Origin of the sequence: Nocardioides sp. zg-1230, assembly GCF_013155335.1 — a bacterium.
Taxonomy (GTDB): domain Bacteria; phylum Actinomycetota; class Actinomycetes; order Propionibacteriales; family Nocardioidaceae; genus Nocardioides.
In genome coordinates this window covers 1,630,023-1,652,834 of record NZ_JABJQZ010000001.1, presented here as the reverse complement: position 1 = coordinate 1,652,834, position 22,812 = coordinate 1,630,023, and the positions used below count along the sequence as shown (strand labels likewise).

Annotated in this window: 15 protein-coding genes; 3 read left to right on the top strand and 12 right to left on the bottom strand. The window is 70.0% G+C overall.

The features are described 5' to 3' along the window. Positions 1-106: 106 nt before the first annotated feature. Positions 107-889, top strand: a complete 783-nt coding sequence (locus HOO61_RS08025; protein WP_172258050.1) for an alpha/beta fold hydrolase — start codon at positions 107-109, stop codon at positions 887-889. 95 nt (positions 890-984) lie between these two features. Here HOO61_RS08025 and HOO61_RS08020 read toward each other — a convergent pair whose 3' ends face one another. The 3 genes from HOO61_RS08020 to HOO61_RS08010 form a co-directional block, all read right to left on the bottom strand. Beyond that, positions 985-1,356: a GNAT family N-acetyltransferase gene (locus tag HOO61_RS08020; protein ID WP_367650069.1), complete on the bottom strand. Its 372-nt coding sequence runs from the start codon at positions 1,354-1,356 to the stop codon at positions 985-987. 158 nt (positions 1,357-1,514) lie between these two features. Further along, complete coding sequence (locus HOO61_RS08015) at positions 1,515-2,867, bottom strand: carotenoid oxygenase family protein (RefSeq protein ID WP_172258048.1); 1,353 nt, start codon at positions 2,865-2,867, stop codon at positions 1,515-1,517. A gap of 282 nt (positions 2,868-3,149) precedes the next feature. Then, the gene (locus tag HOO61_RS08010) at positions 3,150-4,862 is read right to left on the bottom strand and encodes a bifunctional UDP-sugar hydrolase/5'-nucleotidase (RefSeq protein WP_172258047.1); all 1,713 of its coding nucleotides are present in this window, start codon (positions 4,860-4,862) and stop codon (positions 3,150-3,152) included. A gap of 302 nt (positions 4,863-5,164) precedes the next feature. Between HOO61_RS08010 and HOO61_RS08005 the strand changes: the two genes are divergently transcribed. Next, on the top strand, positions 5,165-8,128 hold the full coding sequence (locus HOO61_RS08005) for an ExeM/NucH family extracellular endonuclease (RefSeq protein WP_172258046.1): 2,964 nt from the start codon (positions 5,165-5,167) through the stop codon (positions 8,126-8,128). Positions 8,129-8,284: 156 nt separating this feature from the next. Continuing rightward, positions 8,285-9,154 carry a hypothetical protein gene (locus HOO61_RS08000; protein WP_172258045.1) on the top strand — a complete coding sequence of 290 codons (870 nt, stop codon included), beginning with the start codon at positions 8,285-8,287 and terminating at the stop codon, positions 9,152-9,154. Positions 9,155-9,166: 12 nt separating this feature from the next. Here the strand turns inward: HOO61_RS08000 and HOO61_RS07995 are convergent, their stop codons facing one another. The 9 genes from HOO61_RS07995 to HOO61_RS07955 form a co-directional block, all read right to left on the bottom strand. Next, complete coding sequence (locus HOO61_RS07995) at positions 9,167-10,147, bottom strand: electron transfer flavoprotein subunit alpha/FixB family protein (RefSeq protein WP_172258044.1); 981 nt, start codon at positions 10,145-10,147, stop codon at positions 9,167-9,169. After that, a complete protein-coding gene (locus tag HOO61_RS07990) occupies positions 10,144-10,917 on the bottom strand; it encodes an electron transfer flavoprotein subunit beta/FixA family protein (protein WP_172258043.1) in 774 nt (257 codons plus the stop codon). The genes HOO61_RS07995 and HOO61_RS07990 overlap by 4 nt, the downstream gene beginning before the upstream one ends. Beyond that, complete coding sequence (locus HOO61_RS07985) at positions 10,917-13,439, bottom strand: FAD-dependent oxidoreductase (protein ID WP_172258042.1); 2,523 nt, start codon at positions 13,437-13,439, stop codon at positions 10,917-10,919. Before HOO61_RS07985 ends, HOO61_RS07990 begins: the two co-directional genes overlap by 1 nt. Before the next feature lie 151 nt (positions 13,440-13,590). Beyond that, complete coding sequence (locus HOO61_RS07980) at positions 13,591-15,294, bottom strand: BCCT family transporter (RefSeq protein WP_172258041.1); 1,704 nt, start codon at positions 15,292-15,294, stop codon at positions 13,591-13,593. 110 nt (positions 15,295-15,404) lie between these two features. Further along, a complete protein-coding gene (locus HOO61_RS07975; protein ID WP_216658579.1) occupies positions 15,405-16,394 on the bottom strand; it encodes an ABC transporter substrate-binding protein in 990 nt (329 codons plus the stop codon). 67 nt (positions 16,395-16,461) lie between these two features. Beyond that, a complete protein-coding gene (locus HOO61_RS07970) occupies positions 16,462-18,501 on the bottom strand; it encodes a proline/glycine betaine ABC transporter permease (protein WP_172258040.1) in 2,040 nt (679 codons plus the stop codon). Next, positions 18,498-19,571 (bottom strand): glycine betaine/L-proline ABC transporter ATP-binding protein, encoded by a 1,074-nt coding sequence (locus HOO61_RS07965; protein ID WP_172258039.1) that lies wholly within the window; start codon positions 19,569-19,571, stop codon positions 18,498-18,500. The genes HOO61_RS07970 and HOO61_RS07965 overlap by 4 nt, the downstream gene beginning before the upstream one ends. Then, positions 19,568-21,292 carry a choline dehydrogenase gene (gene betA, locus HOO61_RS07960; protein WP_172258038.1) on the bottom strand — a complete coding sequence of 575 codons (1,725 nt, stop codon included), beginning with the start codon at positions 21,290-21,292 and terminating at the stop codon, positions 19,568-19,570. The genes HOO61_RS07965 and betA overlap by 4 nt, the downstream gene beginning before the upstream one ends. 9 nt (positions 21,293-21,301) lie before the next feature. Then, a complete protein-coding gene (locus HOO61_RS07955; RefSeq protein WP_172258037.1) occupies positions 21,302-22,771 on the bottom strand; it encodes an aldehyde dehydrogenase family protein in 1,470 nt (489 codons plus the stop codon). Positions 22,772-22,812 lie beyond the last annotated feature (41 nt).

The window sequence follows — 22,812 nt, the reverse complement described above, 5'->3', positions numbered from 1 at the left end:
AAACGTCCGGATCTAGCAGCGGTGGAGTGTGTGGATCAGTGTCTCGCGTTGCGGATCGGCTTGCGGAGGCGATGCACAGATTTCCGCGTGGGCTAGCGTTCAAGAAATGACGTTGAACCATGCGCGCCGCGGAAGCGGCAGGCCGTTGTTGCTCGTGCACGGTCTGGGCGCTGGATGGCGATCCTGGTCCCCGATCATCGACGAGCTGGCCGAGAGCCGTGAGGTCATCGCCGTCGACCTGCCGGGTTTCGGCGAGTCGCCTCCTTTGACCGGCGAGGTCTCGATCGCCACCCTGACCGACTCCGTCGCAGAATTCGTTCGCGAACAGGGTCTGGACGGGGTGTCGACGGTCGGCCAGTCGATGGGTGGTCGAATGGTGCTTGAGCTCGCACGGCGAGGCGTCGGCGGCGACACCGTGGCGTTGGACCCGGGTGGTTTCTGGAGCGACCGCGAGCTCGCCGTCTTCGGGGCCACGCTTCGGCCATCGATCGCTCTGGTCCGGGCGCTTCGAGGCACGCTGCCAGCACTGCTGGGCAACCCCGTGGGAAGGACGCTGCTGTTGGCGCAGTTGTCGGCGCGGCCCTGGGCACTCTCGCGCGAGATCGTGCTGCCGGATGTGCGCGGGCTGGCTGAGTCCCCGTCGACTGGCGCGGCCTTGGACGCCCTGACCAAGGGGCCCAAGCAGCAGGGTGCGCCGGCCGGCACTGTGCCCGGCCGGGTCACGATCGGTTGGGGTCGTCGTGACCTGGTGACCGTGCCGAGGCAGGCCGCACGTGCGACGGAACTGTTTCCGGACGCGGTGCTGCACTGGTTCGAGCGGTGTGGCCACTTTCCACAGTGGGACGCACCGCATGAGGCGACCCGACTGATCCTCGACAGCACCAGTTGAGGTCGGTCGCGCTGCCCGGCCGACGAGGGCGCTTGTCGCCCTAGCCGGATCGTCATTCGGAACGGGTCGAACTGCGTCTTAACGCCGCCTGAGTGTCAGCCGAACTTCACGAACGCGCGCAGGGAGCCGTCGTCGAAGTCACGCGTCTCCGCGAAGCCGAGGGCCTCGTAGAACGCCCGCTGGCCCGGTTCGTCGTCGGTGAGCAGCACCTTCTGCCGGACGGACTCGAACGGGGCGAAAGCCTCCTCGACGAGCCGCTTCCCCAGACCGCGACGCTGCTCGGCGGGACGGACCACGACGTCTTGGAGATAGGCGATCGTGGCGCCGTCACTGATGACGCGGGCGAGACCGAGGAGCTGCCCGTCCCGACGAGCCACAGCCACGCGGCTGGAGCCCCGCATCGCGCGGTGCAGGGTCTCCGGGTCGCTCGCGTACGTCGCCCACCCGACGGCGTCGTACAGGCTCACCAGTTCGTCCCTGGCGGGAACATCGGCTGCTGTGATGTCGACAGTCATCTCGGCATCATCGGCCGAGCAGAAGCGTCGCCCAAACCGAATATCCAGAACGCAAGGCACCGGCTGTGCCGGCACGGTCGCGGTCTCGGGCCTCCCCAGAGATTCATTGCTCAGGCGAGAGCGGAGTCGGGGATCCAGTTCCCGTGGAATCCCTGCGGCACCCGGACCGGAAGGTGGACCGTGGCCACCGGATGTCCGAAGTCGTGGGCATCGATGATCACCAGGTCGCTGGCGCCGCGCGTGGCGTCGTACACGTAGCCCATGAGCCAACCGTCGTCCTCGCCGGCCGCGCTGTCGGCCGGGACGAACACCATCTCGCTGGCGATGCGGCCGGGGCCCAGGTCCATCTCGACGGTGGTGCCGCCAACGAGGTCGTGCTTGCGAATGGCAGTTCGGGGGTCATCGCCCAAGGCGCCCAGGTCGAGCACCGACGACTGGCCGATCGTGAAGCCGTAGCGGTGGCGGCTGCCCGTGAGTCGTTCGTCCCCGCGGGGGAACTCGGTGCCGCGATCGTCGATCGTCTCGGTGAGGACCTTGCGTGCCCGTGGGTCGATCGTCCAGCGCTCCAGACGCGGGCGGTCAGACACGGGCTCGCCGTCCTCGGCGAAGGCATGGTCGTGCACGACCAGGTCGATGACCACTCGATCACCCTCGTCGAAGGCGTTGAGCGGGTGGTAGACGAAGCACGGCTCGACGTCGATCCACACGACGTCGGACGCGGTGCCCGCCCGGGGCAGGAGTCCGACCCGGGCCCCGTTGTCGGGGCGCCAGCGGAAGGGCAGGGCCAGACCCTGGAGGGCAAGCTCCAAGTCGAAGAGCACGGGCAGGTCGAAGAGCACGACCCGCGACGCGGTCAGGCCCATGTCGTGGAGCATGACCGGAGCCGGGAGGTCGATGTCGACAGTGCTGACGAGCTCCCCGGCCGGGTCCATCACGTGGTAGCGCAACGCGGGGTTGTCGAAGCCATAGCTCATCACGTGCATCTCGCCGGTGCTCGGGTCGAACTTGGGATGAGCGTTGATGCCTCCGGGGAGAGGGCCGCCGAAGTTGCGCGTGGCGACCGTGTCCAGGTCACCAGTCAGCTCATAGGGCAGCGACCCCTCGGTCACGGCCAGGATCCGGCCGGCATGGGCAAACACGTTGGTGTTGCCCGAGCCGGCGTACCACCCGCCGTCCTCGCGGGGCACCGGTGACTCATCGAAGTGCGCGCTCGCCTCGGGGCTGCGGACCCAGCGGTTGCGGTACCAGCGTGGCCGACCGCCGTGCAGGTCGACGCCGTGCACCATCCCGTCGCCTGCGAACCAGTGGTACGTGTCGACCTGGGCTGCGAACGGGTTGGGCCCGGTGCGGATGTACCTGCCCGCCAGGCCCGGCGGCACCGCGCCCGTGACCTCTAGATCCGTAGCGGTGATCTCGGTGGCCACTGGCGCAAAGTTGCCGTCGAGGTATTTCGCTGCAGTCATCGTCTGCTCCCTGGCATCGGGCCGCCCAGCCAGCATCCCCAATAGACACCCCCGCCCGCTGTGCGTCAATGCGCCGCGAGGCGCGTCTAGTCAGCGTGCTCGTCGTGGGGGGGGGGTTCTAGGCGCCCCCCCCCCACCTGGGGGGGGGTGAGGGCCGGCGGGGGGGACAGGACAAGGCCCCCCCCCCCCCGGGGGGGCGACCGGCCCCCGCCCGGGGGGGCGCGGGGGGGGGGGGGGGGGGGGGGGCCCCCCCCCCCCCCCCCCCCACGACGTGGTGCCTGGTCAGGGCAGGCGGGTGATCCGGTCCTGCGGGCCGGGCGCCACGGTGCCCTGTGCGACGAAGTACTTCTCGAGGGCGTCGAGGTCGACGTCGCCGCCGAGGCGGTCGGTGCCCTCGCGCAGGATCGTGTAGCCGTCACCGCCGTCGGCCATGAAGTTGTTGACGGTGATCCGGTAGCTCGCCGCCGGGTCGATCACGGCTCCGTTCAGCGTGATGGACGCCGGGTCCACCTTGCTGCCCGTGGGGGCCGACGCGCTCCAGCTGTACGCGAAGCCCTCCGACACCTGCAGGATCCGGTTCTGGCCGACGGCCGGGTTGTCGAACTGCTGCTCGAGCAGCGTGTCGATCTGCTCGCCGGTCACCGTCATGGTGACCAGGCTGTTGCCGAACGGCTGGACCGTGAAGGCCTCGCCGTACGTCACGTTGCCGTCCCCCTCGCCGGCGGGGCTGCTGGGGTAGGTCAGGTCGGCGCGGATGCCGCCCGAGTTCATGAAGCCGATCACGGCTCCACCGAGCTCCGGAGCCGTCGTCGCCTGGAGCTGCGCGTCGGCGATGACGTCGCCCAGGGCCGACTCGCCCGCAGCGTTGGCCCCCCGGGTGATCGGCGCGGTGATCGAGCCGATGACGCGGTTGGCCAGCGGTGCGGAGAGTCCGACGTACTTCGTGACCAGCTCGGTCAGCGCCGGGTCCTTGGGGACGGTGCGGGTGACGATCGTGTTGTTGACGGTGTGCGCGACGACGTCCTTGGTCGCCCGGCTCAACGTCAGGTCGATGTCGGTGACGAGGCGGCCGGCGGACGCTGCCCCGGTGACGATCTTGCCGTCGATGAGGCAGTTGACCGCCCAGTTGGTGTGACCGGTGACGACCACGTCGATGTCGTCGTCCATCCGGTCGACGATCGGCGGCAGCGCCCCCGAGGGGTTGTTGCAGCTGTTGATCGTCGTCTCGTTCAGCCCACCGGTGACCGATCCACCTTCGTGCAGCAGGACCACGAACGTCTCGACGCCCTGCCTCTTGAGGACGGGGACCAGCGCATTGACCGAGTCGGCCTCGTCGAAGAAGTCGACGTTCGAGATGCCGGCCGGCGTCACGATGTCAGGCGTGCCCTCGAGGGTCATGCCGATGATGGCCACCTTGACGCCGTTGAAGTGGTGGACCTTGTACGGCGGGAAGATGGTCTCGCCGCTGTCCTTGTACGCGACGTTGGCGGCGAGGAAGTCGAAGTCCGCGCCGGCGAACCCGTCGCCGTCCTGGCAGCCGTCGACCGGGTGGCAGCCGCCGTCCTGCATGCGCAGCAGCTCGTCGACGCCCTCGTCGAACTCGTGGTTGCCCACGCCGTTGTAGTCCAGGCCCATCAGGTTGAAGGCCTCGATGGTCGGCTCGTCGTGGAACAGCGCGGAGGTCAGCGGCGTGGCGCCGATCAGGTCACCGGCGGACACGAAGATCGTGTTGGGGTTGGTCGCGCGCAGCTGGTCGACGTGGGTCGCGAGGTACTCGACGCCGCCCGCGTCCGTCGTACCGATCCGGCCGCCGGAGCCGCCCGGCGGCTCCAGCGCGCCGTGGAAGTCGTTGAGGCCGAGGATCTGGATCGTCGTGGTCTGGGCCTTCTCGGCCCGGCCCGGCTGGGGATCACCCGCGGCAGGTCCTGCCGTCGCGGCCATCGTCAGTCCGAGCGCGGCCACCAGGGTGGCCGGCAGAGCGAGCTTGTTCCTCATCCGTGACTTCCTTCACTGCGCGCGCCAAGCACGCCAGCGTGGCATCCGGGCCGCACGCAGTGCGTGGCATGAGTGGGTGTGGGTGGCGACCATAACCACCGATCAGCCCGGCCGGAAAGGGGTCCGCGGCCACCCCCAAGATTGGGTAACGCTGCCCGTCACAGGCCGTCAGCCCGTAGCCAGCCTCCGCGAGTGCGGCTTACCCTCGGGCTCCCCCCCTACCCCGAGGACTACTCGTGACCGACATGCGCAGATCGACACACGGTTCAAGTCGCGGCTCGGCGAGGGCGGTGCGTGCGGCCGTGCCGCTCACCATGCTGGCCAGCCTCCTTGCGGTCGCACCTGCGGCTGAGGCTGTTGCCCCGGACTCCGCGGTGTTCATCAACGAGCTGCACTATGACAACACCGGCGCCGATGTCGGGGAGTTCATCGAGGTCGCCGGGCCGGCAGGCACGGACCTGACGGGATGGACGATCGTTCCCTACAACGGGAGCACCGGAGCGACGTACACCCCGCAGGGCGCCCTGACCGGCACCCTGGGCGACGACACAGGATCGGGCTTCGGCTTCCTGTCGGTGCCCCTGGTCCTGCAGAACGGCGCGCCTGACGGTGTCGCACTGGTGGACGCCGGCGGCGGCCTCGTTCAGTTCCTCTCCTACGAGGGAACGATGACCGCGGTGGGAGGACCTGCCGACGGTCTGACGAGCACGGACATCGGGGTCGTCGAGAACGGCGCCGGCCCTGTCGGTGAGTCGCTGCAGCTCACCGGCACCGGTGACTCGTACGCCGACTTCACGTGGGCGGCGTCTGCCGCCGAGACGCCCGGTGCCGCCAACCGCGACCAGGTGTTCGTCGCGTCCGGGGACCCGCAGCCGCCGACGATCAGCTGCGAGCCCGGTGTCGAGACGACCACCGGTGAGGCGGCCACGTCACCGGTGTCGGCCACCGACGCCGACAGCGGCATCGACGACCTCGCCATCACCTCGGACGCGGTGCCGGGGATCACGCTCGAAGGATCGACCGCCCCCACGCAGGAGGGAGAGGCCGCGACCGCGACCCTCACTGTCGCGGGCTCGACCGCGGTGGGCACCTACCAGGTGCAGGTCACGGCCACGTCGGACGACGACGCCCAGGCTGTCTGCACCGTGACCGTGACGGTCACTGCGCCGCTGGAGACGAGCCTCATCTCGACCGTCCAGGGCTCGGGATCCGCATCGCCGCTCGTCGGCCAGGAGGTCCAGGTCGAGGCCGTCGTCACCTCCCTCATCACGGATGACGACGCCCTCAATGGCTTCTACGTCCAGGAGGAGGACGCCGATGCGGACGCCGACCCGGCGACGTCCGAGGGCATCTACGTCTTCTGCGGTTCGACCTGCCCGACGGGCCTCGCCGCCGGTGACCGGGTGGAGGTGGCCGGCACCGTCGCCGAGTTCTTCAACAACACCCAGATCGACGTCACCGACGGGTCCGTCGACGTGCTGGCCTCCGGCCTGCCGCTGCCGAGCGCCACCGTCGTGACACTGCCGGCCAGCTCCTCAACGACGGCACCCGCCACCTTCGAGCCGGTCGAGGGCATGCTCACGACCATCTCCACCACCCTGGCGGTGAGCGAGTACTTCGAGCTCGCGCGGTTCGGCGAGGTCGTCCTCACGGCCGACGCGCGCGAGTTCCAGTACACCCAGACCAACACGCCCACCGTCGAGGGCTACCAGGCGTTCCTGGACGACCTGGCCACGCGCCGCATCATCCTGGACGACGACAGCAACGACGAGAACGACGCCACCAGCGGTCCGCTCAACAACGAGCCCTACTACTACCCGACGCCGGGTCTCAGCACGGGCAACTACTTCCGGGGCGGGGACACCATCACCGACCTGACAGGTGTCATGGAGTACTCCTTCGGGGCCTGGAAGCTGCGCCCCGTGCCCGGTGTGGACTACACGTTCGAGGCGGCCAACCCCCGCCCCGCCTCCCCCGACGACGTCGGCGGCAGGCTGCAGGTGGCGAGCTTCAACGTGCTCAACTACTTCGCGACGATCGACACCACGTCGTCGAACAACAGCGGGCCGTGCGGCCCCAGCGGGACCGACGACTGCCGCGGTGCCGACTCCGAGCAGGAGCGGCAGCGCCAGCTCGCCAAGATCGTGGCTGCCCTCAAGACGATCGATGCCGACGTCTTCGGGCTGATCGAGATCCAGAACGACGCGGGTCTCGCCACCCAGCAGATCGTCGACGCGCTCAACGCCGCCACGTCGCCGGGCACGTACGACTACATCGACACGGGCTTCATCGGCACCGACGCCATCAAGCAGGCCTTCCTCTACAAGACCGCGACCGTGGCGCCGGTCGGCGACCACGACCTGCTCACCGAGGAGGACGACGCCCGGTTCGACGACGACGCGAACCGTCCGGCCCTGATCCAGACGTTCGAGGAGATCGCCACCGGCGAGCGGTTCACCGCCGCGGTGAACCACCTCAAGAGCAAGGGCTCCGGCTGTGGAGCCGGCGACGACTCGCCCGCCGACGGGTCCGGCAACTGCGACCTCACCCGCACCCGCGCAGCAGCGGCACTCGCGGACCACCTGGCGAGCGACCCGACGGGGAGCGGCGACCCCGACTTCCTGATCATCGGTGACCTGAACTCCTACTCGATGGAGCGGCCGATCACCACCCTCGAGACGGCCGGCTACGTCGACCTGCTCGAGCGCTCCGAAGGCCTGGAGTCCTACGGGTACGTCTTCGACGGTCTCCTCGGCCACCTCGACCACGCCCTGGCCACCGAGTCGCTCGCAGCCCAGGTGACGGGCGCCGGCGGCTGGAAGATCAATGCCGACGAGGTGCCGTTGTTCGACTACAACGACGAGGTCCGCGACGCGGGCGAGGCAGCCTTCGAGCGCGAGTCCTCGGCGCTGCCCCTCTACGAGCCCACGGCGTACCGATCGAGCGACCACGACCCGGTCATCGTCGGCCTGAGCCTCGACACTGCTCCGGTCGCGGACGCCGGGGGGCCGTACACGGTCAAGCCGGGTGCGCGCGTCGAGCTCGACGCCTCGGGGTCCTACGACCTCGAGGGTGACGAGCTCACCTACGCGTGGGACCTCGACGGCGACGGTGAGTTCGACGACGCCACCGGCCCCGTGGCGACCTTCCGGGGAAACCGGCCGCCGGGCAGCTACCCCGTCGCGGTCCAGGTCAGCGACGGCGACGAGTCGACGATCGACGAGACCGTCGTCAACGTGGTGCCCCGCGGCCAGGAGTCCAGCTGAGCCGCAGCGGGCGAGACATGCCAGGGGCAGGCGGCGACCATCGTCGGGACCCCCGGGGGCAGGATCGTGGGCACGGAGGGCGCGGACGTCATCGTCACGAACGGTGCGACGCGTGTCGGCGCTCTCGGCGGCGATGACGTGGTGTGTGGAACCGGCATGGCCGGCCGGCCGAACGCCGACATCATCGACTCGTCCGGCTACGTCTTCTGGAGCGGCGTCCAGACCGCCCCGGGGGCGGTCGACGTCGGCCTCGACAGCGACCTGTTCCTCCGATCGGCCCTCGGCGACGTGCGCGTGGACGCCAACGGGTCCGTCACCGGAGGCGACACGTCTCTGACGTGGACCGGCGACCTCGACAACTTCAGGTTCGACACGGAGGCCGCGCGCGGGACGCTCACCTTCCGCGGCACTGATGAGAACGAGACCCTCCGGGTCGACGCCCCGGCGACCTTCAACCGTGACGTGCAGCTCGGCGGCGGGAGCGACATCTACCGGACCAACGGCCTCGGCGGGAGGTCGTCGATGGTGAAGGGCAACAAGGGCGACGACAGCCTGATCCTCGACGTGCCGACCCTGCGGCTCGAGGCCAAGCTGGACCGCCGGGTGGACGACAAGGACAGCCGGGCCCCGACCCGCATCCGCAACTTCGAGAGCCACGTGATGTCCGCCAAGACGGCAAAGGTCCGCGGGACCAACCGGGGCGACACGATGAAGCTCGTTGCCTGCCGGGTGAACGCGGACGGCGGGCCGGGCAAGGACGTCATCAAGCAGCTGGTCGAGTACGGCGACAGCGAGGACGAGTACGGCCCCTTGGCCGCCTTCGGCGTCTCCGCCGACCTCGGCACCCCGAGGTGCGGCACCCACCGCGCGGTGATCTCCGGCGGCCGTGGCCGCGACATCATCGTGGGCGGGCCCGGCAAGGACCGCCTCATCGGCGGCCAGGGCAAGGACCGCGTCAACGGTGGACCCCGGTACGACGTCTGCCAGGGCGAGCGGGTGCGGACGTGCGAGCGCCGGATCCGGTAGCCGTTCGCGTCCCTACCCGCGCCTCCGGCGGATCTCGGCGTTGACCGCCGGGATGATCTCGTGCAGGTCGCCGATCACGGCGTGGGTCGCCTTGGTGACCATCGGGGCGTCCGGGTCGGTGTTGATGGCGAGGATGGCCTTGGCGCTGCTGCACCCGGCCCAGTGCTGGATGGCGCCGCTGATGCCGCAGGGGATGTAGAGGTCCGGCGAGATCCGGCTGCCGGTCTGGCCGACCTGCTCGTGGTGCGGTCGCCAGCCGAGGGAGGTCACCACCCGCGAGACGCCGAGCGAGGCGTCGAGCAGGTCGACGAGCTCGAGCAGGTCGTCGAACCCCTCGGCGGACCCGGCGCCGCGGCCGGCGCCGACGACGACCTTCGCGGACTTCAGCGTCCCGGACAGGTCGGGCTCGGGCTCGTCGGTGGAGACGACGCGGGCGACCAGGTCGGCGTCGGGGACGGCGGGCGTCTCCACGACGAGCTCGCCCGCGCCGGGTGCGTCCGCGGGGCGCGCCTCGACCGCGTGGCCGGCGACGGTGAAGAGGGCCGGGCGCTGGGACAGCTGCATCTCCTCCAGCGCCGACCCGCCGACCACCTGGCGGGTCACGGTGAACGGCGAGAGCCCGCCGAACGACACGACGTTGGCGGCCATCGGCACCGCGGCTCGGGCCCCGAGGTGGGCCAGCACCTCGTTGCCGCGCGGGGTGCCGGACGCCATCACGACCACAGCGCCCGCGCTCGCACGGACGTGCTCGACGCCGGTGGCCCAGGCCGCGCCGGAGAAGGCGTCGTAGGCCGGCCCGGTCAGCGCGTGGACGCGGCGCACGCCGTAGGAGGCGAGGACGCCGGCGAGGGCGTCGTCGGGCGCACCGATGACGACCGCGTCGATCGGGACGCCGCCACCGGCGGCGGACAGGTCGCGGGCGAAGGTGATCGCCTCGCGAGAGGTCTCGACGGCCTCGCCCGCGGGCGAGACCTCGACCAGCACCACGATCATCGGGCCAGCACCCCCAGTCGCTCGAAGAGGTCGACCACTGCGGGAGCGGCGGCGGCGCCCTCGCCGAGCACCTCCACCGTCGAGGGCGACGGCGGCGGGAGGACGAGGCGCACGCGAGAGGGCCCGGCCGGCTCCGCGGCCGGCTGCCGCTCCTCGACCGGCGCCTTCTTGGCCTTCATCCGGCCCGGCACCGTCGGGTACCGCGGCTCGACACCGCCCTCGAGCACGGTGACGACGGCGGGCAGCGGCACCCGGTAGGTCTCGTGCCCGACGGGTCCGGCGCCGCTGGCGGTCACCACCCCGTCGGCCACCGATACCGTGCTGACGCCGTTGACGACCGGCCAGCCGAGCTCGTGGGCCAGCCGGATCCCGACCTGGTGGTCGCCGCTGTCGGCGGCGTCGTTGCCGAGCAGCACCAGCTCGTGCGGGGTGCCGGCAGCCTCGTGGTCGCGGACCACGACCGCGAGCTCGCGCGCGACGTCGGCGGGCCCGAACGCCTGGGCGTCGGCGAGGACGTGGGTGGCCGCCGTGCAGCCGACGGCGAGCGCCGAGCGCAGCTGCTCGACCGCGTCGGCGTCGCCGAGCGTCACCACGGTGGCCCCGCCACCCTGGTCGGCGGCGATCCGCACCGCGAGCTCGACGGCGCACTCCTCGTGGGCGCTGGTGGTGAAGCCGGCGAAGCGGCCGTCGACGCCCTGGCCGTCCTCGGTGAGGACGACCTCGCTGGACGAGTCGACGACCCGTTTGACGCAGACGAGCGGGTTCACCATCACCTGATCCGCTCGTTGGACGGGTCGAAGAGGGGTGTCGCATCGATCGAGCCGACGGTCACGGGGTAGAGCTCCTCCATGTAGGACACGGCGAGCTCGTTGCCGATCACCGCCTCTTCGGGCGGGAGGTAGGCCATCAGCACGTGCTTGCCGAGGGAGGGCGCCGACCCGGCGCTCGTGACGTAGGGGTGGTGACCGTGCCCGTCGGTGAGCGTGCCGCCGTCGCGGGTCAGGATCGGCTCGCCGCCGAGCATGTAGCGCTTCATGCCCGACGCCGACGTGTGGTCGTCGACGGTGAGAGTGCACAGCACCGCCGCCGGGGCAGCCTCGCGCTGGGCGAGGTAGGCCTCCTTGCCGACGAAGTCGGCGGCCTTGACCTTGGGCCGTTGCATGCCGGCCTCCACGATGGTCCGCTCGGAGTCGAGCTCGGCGCCGTAGGCCCGGTAGCCCTTCTCGATGCGGCCGGTCGTCCCGTAGACCCCGATGCCGGCGGGTACGGCGCCGTGCGGGGCGCCCGCGTCGAGCAACGCCTCCCACAGCTCGGCCGCCCGACCCATCGGCACGTAGAGCTCCCAGCCGAGCTCGCCGACGTACGAGATGCGCGAGGCCAGCACCGGGACGCCGCCGAGGTCGGCCTCGCGACAGGTCAGGAAGCCGAACCCGGCGTCGGAGACGTCGTCGGAGGTCAGCGAGGAGACGATGTCGCGCGCCCGCGGACCCCAGACACCGATCGTGGACACGTCGTCGGTGAGGTCGATCAACGTGGTGGCACCGTCCTCGGGAAGGTGCCCGGAGAACCAGGCGCGGTCGGCCATGCCGTGGGCGCCGCCGGTCACCACGCGGAAGTGGTCGTCGCCGAGCCGCATCACGGTGAGGTCGGAGCGGAAGCCGCCCTTGGGGTCGAGCACCGGCGTGTAGATCACCTTGCCGACCGCGACGTCGCACTGCGCCACGCACGTGCGCTGGACCGCGTCGAGGGCGCCCGGGCCGGTGATGTCGAAGATGCAGAAGGCGGACAGGTCGATGACCGCCGCGGCCTCGCGCATGCGGAGGTGCTCGGCGTTGATGATCGCGCTCCACCACCGGGAGTCCCACTCGTGCTCGCGCGGCATCACGGCGTCGCCGTACTGCTCGAGCAGCGGTGCGTTGGACTCGTACCAGAAGGGCCGCTCCCAACCGGCGGTCTCGAAGAAGACGGCGCCGAGCTTGGCCTGGGAGTCGTGCATCGGGGAGAGCCGCTGGTCGCGGTCGGACTCGTACTGCTCGCCGGGGTGGACGATGCCGTAGGTCTTGATGAAGGACTCGGTCGTGCGCAGGCGGGTGTGCTCGCGACGCTTCTGGTGCTGGTGGAAGCGCGCGATGTCGCTGTGGTGCAGGTCGATCTCGGAGTGGCCGTGGGTCATCCACTCCGCGACCGCTCGCCCGACGCCGGGTCCCTCCTTGATCCACACCGCGGCGGCGGTCCAGAGGCCGGCGACCTCGCTCTCGCCCAGGATCGGGTTGCCGTCGCAGGTCAGGGACAGCAGGCCGTTGATGGCGTAGCGCATCTCCGCGCCCTCGGCTCCGAGCAGCTCGGGCATCAGCTCGTAGGCCTGCTCGAGCTGGGGGTCGAAGTCGTCGGAGGTGAAGGGCATCTCGGTCGGCGACAGCTTGGCCTGCTCGATCGAGGGGATGTCCTCGGGCTCGTGGAGGATCGCCCGGTGGGCGTAGGAGCCGACCTCCATGTCGGCGCCGTGCTGGCGCTCGTAGCAGAAGGTGTCCATGTCGCGGACGATCGGGAAGGAGATCTCCCCCTCCTTCTCCGCCAGCTGCGGGCAGGGGCCCACGCTGATCATCTGGTGCACCGCCGGCGTCAGCGGGATGCTCACGCCTGCCATGTCGCCGAGCTTGGGGCTCCACACGCCCGCCGCGATGACGACGGTGTCGGTCTCGATGTCGCCGCCGGTGGTGCGCACGCGGGTGATCCGCCGTCCGCGCGGCCCGTCCTCGGTGTCGAGCCCGACGACCTCGACCGTCGGGACCACCGTGAGCTCGCCCGTCGCGAGCGCCCGCTCGCGCATGATGGTGCCGGCGCGCAGCGAGTCGACCACGCCCACCCCGGGGGTCCAGAACGCCCCGATGAACTGGTCCTCCTCGATGAACGGGACGCGCTCCTTGACGAAGGCGGGACTGACCAGCTCGGACTCGATGCCCCAGGCCCGCGCGCTGGACATGCGTCGCCGCAGCTCCTCCATCCGCTCCTCGGTCCGCGCGATCTCGAAGCCGCCGGACTCGGTGAAGACGCCCATCTCCTTGTACTGCGCGACCGAGTCGAGGGTCAGGTCGGTGATCTCGCGGGAGTGGTCGACGGTGAAGATGAAGTTGGACGCGTGGCCGGTGGACCCGCCCGGGTTGGGCAGCGCCCCCTTGTCGATCTGCACCACGTCCTTCCACCCGAGGCGGGTGAGGTGGTGCACGAGGCTGTTGCCGACGATGCCGGCTCCGATCACGACGACGCCGGCGGTCGCGGGGACATCTGCCATGGCTGGCTCCTGTGCGGGCTGACTCGATGAGTTGCGTATCACGCAACTCGTTGCGCTATGTGCGACTCCTGAAATGTACGCCGCCGCCCCCGCGCACTGTCAAGGGTGCGCGGGGGCGGTCGGTCGGTCGGTCGAGGAGGACCGGGCTGGGTCAGGCCCGCTTGTCCTCGTCGGGGCCCGGGCTGACCTCGTCGGGGTCGGCGCCGAGCGCCGCAAGGGCGACCGAGTGGTTCTCCACCGAGTCGTACCTCTGGGCGTGGAGCACGGCCTTGCGCACGCGCGACGGGAGCGTCGACTCGTACGGCTCCGCGCGCAGCGACTTCATCAAGGACACGCACATCGCGCAGATCACCAGCATGAACGGCCCCGCCACGATGATCACCAGCGTCTGCAGTGCGCCCAGCCCACCGGAGAACAGCAGCACGGCCGCCACCGCGCCCTGCGCGACGCCCCAGAAGATGACGAGCCAGCGCATCGGCTCCTCCTTGCCGTGCTGGCTCAGCATGCCCATCACGATCGAGGCCGAGTCGGCGCCGGTGATGAAGAAGATCGCCACGAGGAACACGGCCAGCACGACGGTGATGCTCGAGAGCGGGTACTCCCTCAGCGTCGCGAACAGCGCGCTCTCGGTGCCCTGGTCGGCGAGCACCGCGCCGAGGTCCTTGGCGCCGGAGAGCTGCAGGTCGAAGGCGGAGCCGGCCAGGATCGAGAACCACACGAACGAGACGAGGCTCGGAACCAGGATCACGTAGATGACGAACTGCCGGATGGTGCGCCCCTTGGAGATGCGGGCGATGAACATCCCGACGAAGGGCGTCCAGGAGATCCACCAGGCCCAGTAGAAGATCGTCCAGGCGCTCAGGAACTCACTGCCCCCGAAGGCTCCGGTGCGGAAGGCCATCGTGGGCAGGTGGGTCAGGTAGCCGCCCAGCGACTCGGTGAAGGTGCTCAGGATGAACACCGTCGGCCCGACCACGAAGAGGAAGAAGACGAGCAGGAGCGCGGCGATCGCGTTGGCGTTGGAGAGCAGCTGGATGCCCTTCTCGACGCCGGTGACGGCCGAGAGGACGAAGCACAGCGTCAGCACCGCGATGACCCCGACGGTCAGCCACCTCGACTGGCCGCTGCCGAAGACGTCGTCGAGGCCGCCCGTGATCTGGAGGGCGCCGAGGCCCAGCGACGTGGCGGAGCCGAAGAGGGTGGCGAAGATCGCGATGATGTCGATCGCCTTGCCGGGGCCCTGCGTGGCGCGTGCCCCCAGGAGCGGCCCGAAGGCCCCGGAGACGAGGTTGCCGGCACCCTTGCGGTAGGCGAAGTAGCCGATCGCGAGACCGATGACGCTGTACATCGCCCACGGGTGGAAGCCCCAGTGGAAGAAGGCGTACTCCATCGCGACGCGTGCGCTGTCGGGGGTCGACGGGTCGCCGCGGCCCGGCGGGATGCTGCTCGCGTCGGTGGCGGTGAGGTAGGTCAGCGGCTCGGCGACCCCCCAGAACATCAGTCCGATGCCCATGCCGGTCGCAAACATCATCGACACCCACGAGAACGTCGAGAACTCCGGCTTGGAGTCGTCGGGACCGAGCCGGATGTTGCCGTAGCGGGTGATTGCGAGGTAGGCGGAGAAGAGCAGGAACACCGCGCTGACGAGGATGAACAGCCAGCCGAACAGCGACGTCAGCTCGCCGAGGATCGTGGACGTCGTCTCGCCCATCCCCTCGGAGTCGATCGTGCCCCAGAGGAGGAACGCGACCGCCAGGCCGGCAGCGACGCCGAAGGTCACCTTGTCGAGCGGGAAGTGCCCGTCCCTCCCTGCAGGTGGGACCACGGACTCGCCCACGGGTTCCTTGAGAGCCATGTCGCCTACCCATCCGGTTGCGTCTTGCGCAACCTAGTGCGTGACTTGCAACGAACGTACGATGGCCCTCCCCCGGGCGGGTGTCAAGGCCGCCCGGGGCCCGCTGCCCCCTACCCGATCCAGGCGTCGACCTTGTCCTGGTTCTCCTCGATCCACTTTGCCGCTGCGTCCTCCGGCGACATCTTGTCGCTGGTGATGTACGCCGCGACCTGGTTCTGGTCGTCGTTCGTCCAGCTGAAGTTCCTCACCAGGTCGACGGCGGTGGAGTCGGACTCCGACCACTCGGTGGAGACGAACTTCTTCAGTGGCGTCTCCGGGTAGTCACAGGCGACCGTGGCCGGGTCGTCCTGGCACCCATCGGTGTACTCCGGCAGCTCGACCTGCTCCATCGGGACCTCGGCATGGATGTACTGCGGCTCCCAGAAGTAGCCGATGAGCCACTGCTTCTTGTCCTGGGCCTGCTCGAAGGCCGTGATCGTCGCGGCCTCACCGCCGGAGAAGACGACCTTGAAGTCGAGGTCGAGGTTGTCGATGATCGCCTCGTCGAACTGGACGTAGGACGGGTCCGAGCCGAGGAACTGACCCTTCCCGCCGGACTCCGACGTCTCGAACTCCGCGGCGTACTTGTTGAGGTTCTCGTAGCTCAGGATGTCCGGGTGCTCCTCCGCCAGCCACCCGGGGACGTACCACCCGATGATGCCGACGTTGCCGTTCTCGCCGAAGTCGGTGGCGCTGCCGTCGCCGCCCTTCTCGGCGACGAACTTCTTCTCGAGGTCGGGGTGTCCCCAGTCCTCGATGACCACGTCGACCTCGCCCGTGCCGAAGCCCTGCCAGGACACGTCCTCCTTGAGGTCCTTGTAGTTGACCGTGCACCCGAGCTGCTCCTGGGCGACCTGGCCCACGACGTAGGCGCTGGCCTCGTAGCCGACCCACGGATTGACGGCCATGTTGAGCTCGTCGCACTGCCCGCCCGCGGCGTCGGCCTGCTCCTCGTTGGCCTGGGTCTCCTCATCGATCGACCCACCTCCGCAGGCGGCAACCACTGCCAGGCACCCCACGGCCGCAACCGCCCGGGCTCCGCGCATCCATCTGTTCTGCATTCCGGTCTCCTCAGCTACGTCGTGCGTTGTGCGTTCCTTGTGTTTCCGAGTCGGGTGTCGCGGTCGGTCAGCCCATCGCGGACCGCCACCAGGGGCGTTTGGTCGGGTCGTGGGTGACGGCGTCCTGGTCCGCTGCCGCGCGTGCGATGCGGTCGATCATGATCCCGATGAGGACGATGGTGAGGCCGGCGCACGCGCCCTTGCCCCACTCCTCCGACCGGGAGAAGCCCAGGACGATGTCGTAGCCCAGCGCGCCCGCGCCGACCAGGCCGCCGATGACAGCCATCGACAGCATGTAGAGCAGGCCCTGGTTGGCGGCCAGCACGAGGGAGCCGCGGGCCATCGGCAGCTGCACCTTGGTGATCTCCTGCCAGGTCGTGGACCCGGTCGACCGGGAGGCCTCCACCGTCGTCGGGGAGACACCGCTGACCCCGTCTGCCACCAGCTTGATGGCGACCGGAGCGGCGTAGATGACGCCGGCGAGGATGGCGGTGAACCGTGAGGGTCCGAAGAGCGCCAGGATCGGGATCAGGTAGACGAACGGCGGGATGGTCTGGCCGGCGTCCAGCACCGGTCGCAGCAGCAGGTCGACGGCTTTGGTCCGGGCCATCAGGACCCCGAACACCAGCGCCAGCACCATGACCAGCACGGTGCCGACCAGCGTCATGTTGAGCGTGATCATGGCGTCGTGCCAGAGGTCGAAGAACCAGATACCGGCGACGCAGATGACGGCCGGGACCAGCGCCCGCATCCCGCCCAGGACGAAAGCGAGGGCGAGGATGGCGGCTGCGGAGACGTACCACGGCGACTCGGCGAGCAGGTCCTGCATCGGGTTCAGCAAGCCGTAGGTGATCAGGTCCTTGAACCACTCGGTCACCCCGCCGAAGACGTCGATGAACCAGTCGGTGAACCTGTTCACGGCGTCGGCGATCGTCCTCCCCAGGTCGTTCTCCGGGAACTCAGCCAGGTCGGGGTAGTAGCGCGAGGCCCACAGCGCCACCACGACCGGGACCGCGGCCGCTGCGAGCACGATCCGCCTCCTGCGCAGGTCGATGCCACCGCGCGCGGCCTTCTCGGAGGCCTCGCTCGCAGCGGTGGTCGACCGGTCGAGCATGACCGCCATCACGACGATCAGCATGCCTGGGACGAAGGCGCCGCCGACGTCGTTCTTGAACAGCGCCGAGAGCACCGGCTGGCCGAGGCCCGGCCCGTCGACGTACGCCGCGATCGTGGCCATCGACAACGCCGCCATGATCGTCTGGTTGATCCCCACCACGATGGTCTTGCGGGCCATCGGCAGCTGCACCTTGCGCAGGCGCTGCCAGCTCGTCTGCCCGGCCGAGTCGGTGGCCTCGATGGTCATGCCCGACACCGAGCGGATGCCGTGGCCGGCGATCCGGATGAGCGGGGGCAGCGCGTAGATCAGCGTGCAGACGACCGCAGCGCTCGCGCCGATGCCGAAGAACAGCACGATCGGGAGCAGGTAGACGAACGACGGCATCGTCTGGAGGATGTCGAGGATTGTGTTGAGGACCGAGGCTCCGGCCCGGTTGGTGGTGCCGAGCAGCACTGCCAGCGGCATGCCGATCAGGATGGCGACGCTGACCGACACGAAGGTCACGATCAGCAGGTCGATGGAGTCCGACCAATAGCCGAACAGTCCGAAGGAGAAGAACGACGCGGCCACCAGGAGCGCGATCCGCCAACCCGCCACGGCCAGTCCGACCCAGGTCGCGACGGCGGTGACACCGATCCAGCCGATCTGCGGCACGGGGCGCGGGAAGTCGGGGATCGAGATCATGCGCTGCAGCCACTCGACGGCCGTGGTGAACCACTCGCCGAGCTGGTAGGTGAACTGGATGACCGGGTTCGTGTCGCGGCTCGCGAGGACGGCGTCGCGGAACTCGGTGAACTGGTTGTGCAGGTCGGTGTGCTCACGGGCACCGAGCGCGAGCGTGTCCTGGCCCTTGGTGAAGGACCACACGACGATCCACACCCCGACCACGACCAGGGCCCAGGCCCAGCGGGGCAGGGACCGCGGCTCGGGGGGAGGCGGGGGCGGTTCGGTGGCCGCCGGCTGCGGCGGGGGCGCGAGGACGGTGCTCATGCCTTCGCCTCCTCCTCGGCCACCACCACGCGGAGGATGTCCTCGTCGTCGACCACACCGACGAGCCTGTCGCCGTCCAGCACCCGGCACGGGCCCTGGTGGTCGAGGACCACCCGGGCCGCGTCCCGGACGACCTGGTCGACCTGCAGGGCGGGCCCGTCGAGGGCGTCGCCGTCCGGCTCGTGCATCACCCACTTGAGCGTCAGGACGTGCGAGCGCGGCACCTCGGAGGTGAAGTCGCGGACGTAGTCGTCCGCCGGCGCACCGATGATCTCGTCGGGCGTCCCGACCTGGACGATCGCGCCGTCGCGCATGATCAGGATCCTGTCGCCCAGCTTGAGCGCCTCGGCCAGGTCGTGGGTGATGAACACCATCGTCTTGCCCAGCTCGTGGTGGAGCCGGATCACCTCGTTCTGCATGTCCCGCCGGATCAACGGGTCCAGGGCGGAGAACGGCTCGTCGAAGAGCAGGAGGGAGGGGTCACCGGCCAGCGCACGGGCCAGCCCGACGCGCTGCTGCATGCCGCCCGACAGCTGGTCGGGGTAGGACATCTCGTAGCCCGAGAGCCCCACCAGGTCGACCACCTCCTGCGCCTTGGCCCGTCGTTCCTTCTTGGGCACGCCACGGATCTCCAACCCGTAGGCCACGTTGTCGATCACCTGCCGGTGCGGCAGCAGGCCGAAGTGCTGGAAGACCATCGAGGCGTGGTTGCGCCGCAGCTCACGCAACTGCGACTGGTTGGCCTTGGTGACGTCGTCGCCCTCGATGATCACCTCGCCCGACGTCGGTTCGATGAGCCGGGTGAGGCACCGGACGAGGGTGGACTTCCCGGAGCCGGACAGGCCCATCACCACGAACACCTCACCGGGTGCGACCTCGAAGGACACGTCCTTCACGCCGACGACGCATCCCGTCTTCGACTTGAGATCGGCCCGCGACAGCTCGGCGTCGGGGGTGCCGATGATGGAGTCCGAGCCCTTGCCGAAGATCTTCCAGAGGTGACGCACCGACAGCGCCGCGTCGCCGGTGGGTGCGCTGGTGCCGGTCTCCCGGTCGGTCAGGGTGCTCATGGCTGCTCCTCGTGGTTGCGACTGTCGCCCGGTGGGTACGGCGGTGTGCCGTCGCGGTGCCGGTAGTAGGGCACGTCGGCCGCGGGCAGCGGGGTGTTCCCGGCGATGAGGTCGGCAGCCTTCTCGGCGACCATCATCACGGGGGCGTAGATGTTGCCGTTGGTGACGTAGGGGAACACGCTGGCGTCGACGACCCGCAGGCCCTCGGTGCCGTGGACCCGCATGCTGCCGGGGTCCACGACCGACATCTCGTCGGTGCCCATCTTCGCCGTGCAGGAGGGGTGCAGCGCGGTCTCGGCGTCCTTGCGCACCCAGTCGAGGATCTCCTCGTCGGTGCCCACCACCGGACCGGGCGAGAGCTCACCGCCGTTGAACGGGGCGAAGGCGGGCTGGTTGAGGATGTCGCGCGCCACCCTCACTGCCTCGACCCACTCCCGGCGGTCGTTGTCGGTGGACAGGTAGTTGAAGAGCATCTTCGGCTTCTGCCGTGGGTCCGTCGAGGAGATGCGCACCCACCCGCGGGTGTCGGCGTACATCGGTCCGATGTGCACCTGGTAGCCGTGGGCGTACTTGTCCTGGCCGGGCGCCGCCGAGCCGTCGTAGCGGATCGCGATCGGCAGGAAGTGGAACATCAGGTTGGGCCAGTCGACGTCCTCGTTGGAGCGGCAGAACCCCCCGCCCTCGAAGTGGTTGGACGCCGCGGTGCCGGTGCGCTTGACCAGCCACTCGAGCCCGACCAGCGGACGGTTGCGCCACTTGAGTCCCTCGACGATCGAGACGGGCTGGAGCGAGGAGTACTGGATGTAGACCTCGAGGTGGTCCTGGAGATTTTCTCCCACCCCCGGCAGGTCGTGCACCACCTCGACGCCCAGCGGTCGCAGGTGGTCGGGGTTGCCGACCCCCGACAGCTGCAGCAGCTGCGGGGAGTTGATCGCGCCGCCGCACAGGATGACCTCACCCGCGCGGACCTGCTCGTGCCGCCGGCCCGCGCGGAGGTAGTCGACGCCGACAGCCCGGCGGCCCTCGAAGCGGATCCGCGTGGCGTGGGCGAAGGTCTCGACGGTGAGGTTCTTGCGCTTCATCACCGGGTGCAGGTAGGCACGGGCCGCGGACATCCGCACGCCCTTGACGATGTTGCGGTCGAAGCGTCCGAAGCCCTCCTGGCGGTAGCCGTTGACGTCGTCGGTCAGGGGGTAGCCGGCCTGCTGCGCGGCCTCGAAGAACGCACTGAAGAGCGGGTTGGTGGCCGGACTCCGCTCGAGCTTGAGCGGTCCCGACCCGCCGCGCCACGCGTCGGCCCCGATCTGCCCGTCGGGCAGGACGAGCGACTCCATCCGCTTGAAGTAGGGCAGGCAGTGCCGGTAGTCCCACGACTCCATGCCGGGCTCGCGGGCCCATCGCTCGTAGTCCATCGGGTTGCCGCGTTGGAAGATCATCCCGTTGATCGAGGAGGACCCACCGAGCACCTTGCCGCGGGCGTGGTAGATCCGGCGACCGCCCATCGCCGGCTCCGGCTCGGACTCGTACCTCCAGTCGTAGAGCGGGTTGCCGATGGGGAACGGCAGGGCGGCCGGAGCATGGATCAGCGGGTCGAACCGGTCGGTGCGTCCGGCCTCCAGCACCAGCACCGAGGTGCCCGGGTCGGCGGAGAGCCGGTTGGCGAGCGCGCACCCGGCGGAGCCACCTCCCACGATGACGACGTCGTACCGGTCCGCTCCCATGGTCCTCGCCTACTCGCCGAACCAGCGTTGCGGCACGGGGCGGATGTTGTGCCACACGTGCTTGGTCTCGCGGTACTCGTCGAGGCCCGCCTGCCCGAGCTCGCGCCCGGTGCCGGACTGCTTGTAGCCGCCCCATTCGGCCTGGGCGACGTAGGGGTGGTAGTCGTTGATCCACACCGTCCCCATGCGCAGCCGCCCGGCCACCCGCTGCGCCCGACCGGCGTCCTGGGTCCAGACGGCCCCGGCCAGGCCGTAGATCGAGTCGTTGGCGATGCGCACGGCTTCGTCCTCGTCGCGGAAGGTCTCCACGGTCAGCACCGGGCCGAAGGACTCGTCCTGGGTGACCGACATGCTGGTGGTGCAGCCGTCCAGGACCGTCGGGAGGTAGTAGAAGCCGTCGGCCAGGGCGGGGTCCTGCGGGCGCGCACCCCCGCACCGCAGCACCGCTCCCTCTGCGAGGCCGCGGGCGACGTAGGCCTCCACCTTGTCGCGGTGGGCGGCACTGGTCAGCGGGCCGGTCTCGGCCTTGTCGTCGAAGGGCCCGCCGAGCCTGATCGCACCCGCACGCTCGACGAGGGCGTCGACGAAGGAATCGTGGATCGACTGCTCGAGGAGCAGCCGGGCGCCCGCGGAGCACACCTGGCCGGAATGGAGGAAGACCGCGGTGAGGGCGAAGTCGAGGGCCACGTCGAGGTCGGCGTCCGCGAAGACGATGTTGGGGTTCTTCCCGCCGAGCTCGAGGGCGACCTTCTTCACCGTCGCCGCGGCGGTCGCCATGATCGCCCGGCCCGTCTCGAGCCCGCCGGTGAACGAGACCAGGTCGACGCGCGGGTCCGAGGAGAGCGGGGCGCCCGCGCTCGCGCCGGCTCCCAGCACGAGGTTGCCGACCCCCGCGGGCAGGCCTGCCTCCTCGAGCAGCCGCATCAGGTGGATCGCGGAGTGGGGTGTCAGCTCGCTGGGCTTGAGCACGAAGGTGTTGCCCGCCGCGAGGCAGGGCGCGACCTTCCACGAGACCTGGAGGAGCGGGTAGTTCCACGGGGTGATGAGGCCGCACACGCCGATCGGTTCGTGCACGATGCGGCTGACCACGTCGGGGTTCCCGGTGTCGACGACGCGCCCGGCGTCCTCACTCGCCACCCGCCCGTAGTGCCGGAAGACCGAGACCACGTCGGCGACGTCGTACTGGCTCTCGACGAAGCGCTTGCCGGTGTCGAGCGACTCCATGCGGGCCACCTCGTCCGCATCGCGCTCGAGCAGGTCGGCGAGGCGCAGGAGCAGGTCCCCCCGCTCGCGGGCGGACGTGGCGGGCCAGCTGCCCTCCTGGAACGCCCGGTGCGCCGCACCGATGGCGAGCGCGGTGTCCTCGCCACCGGCCTCGTCGACCTCGCCGACCACCGAGCCGTCCGCGGGGCAGCGGATCTCGCGCCGGCCACCCGCGGCCGCACTCGCCCACGCTCCGTCGACGTACAGGTCAGGCATCTCGACCACCTCGGCACTTGTTGCGCATCTCGCAACCGGGT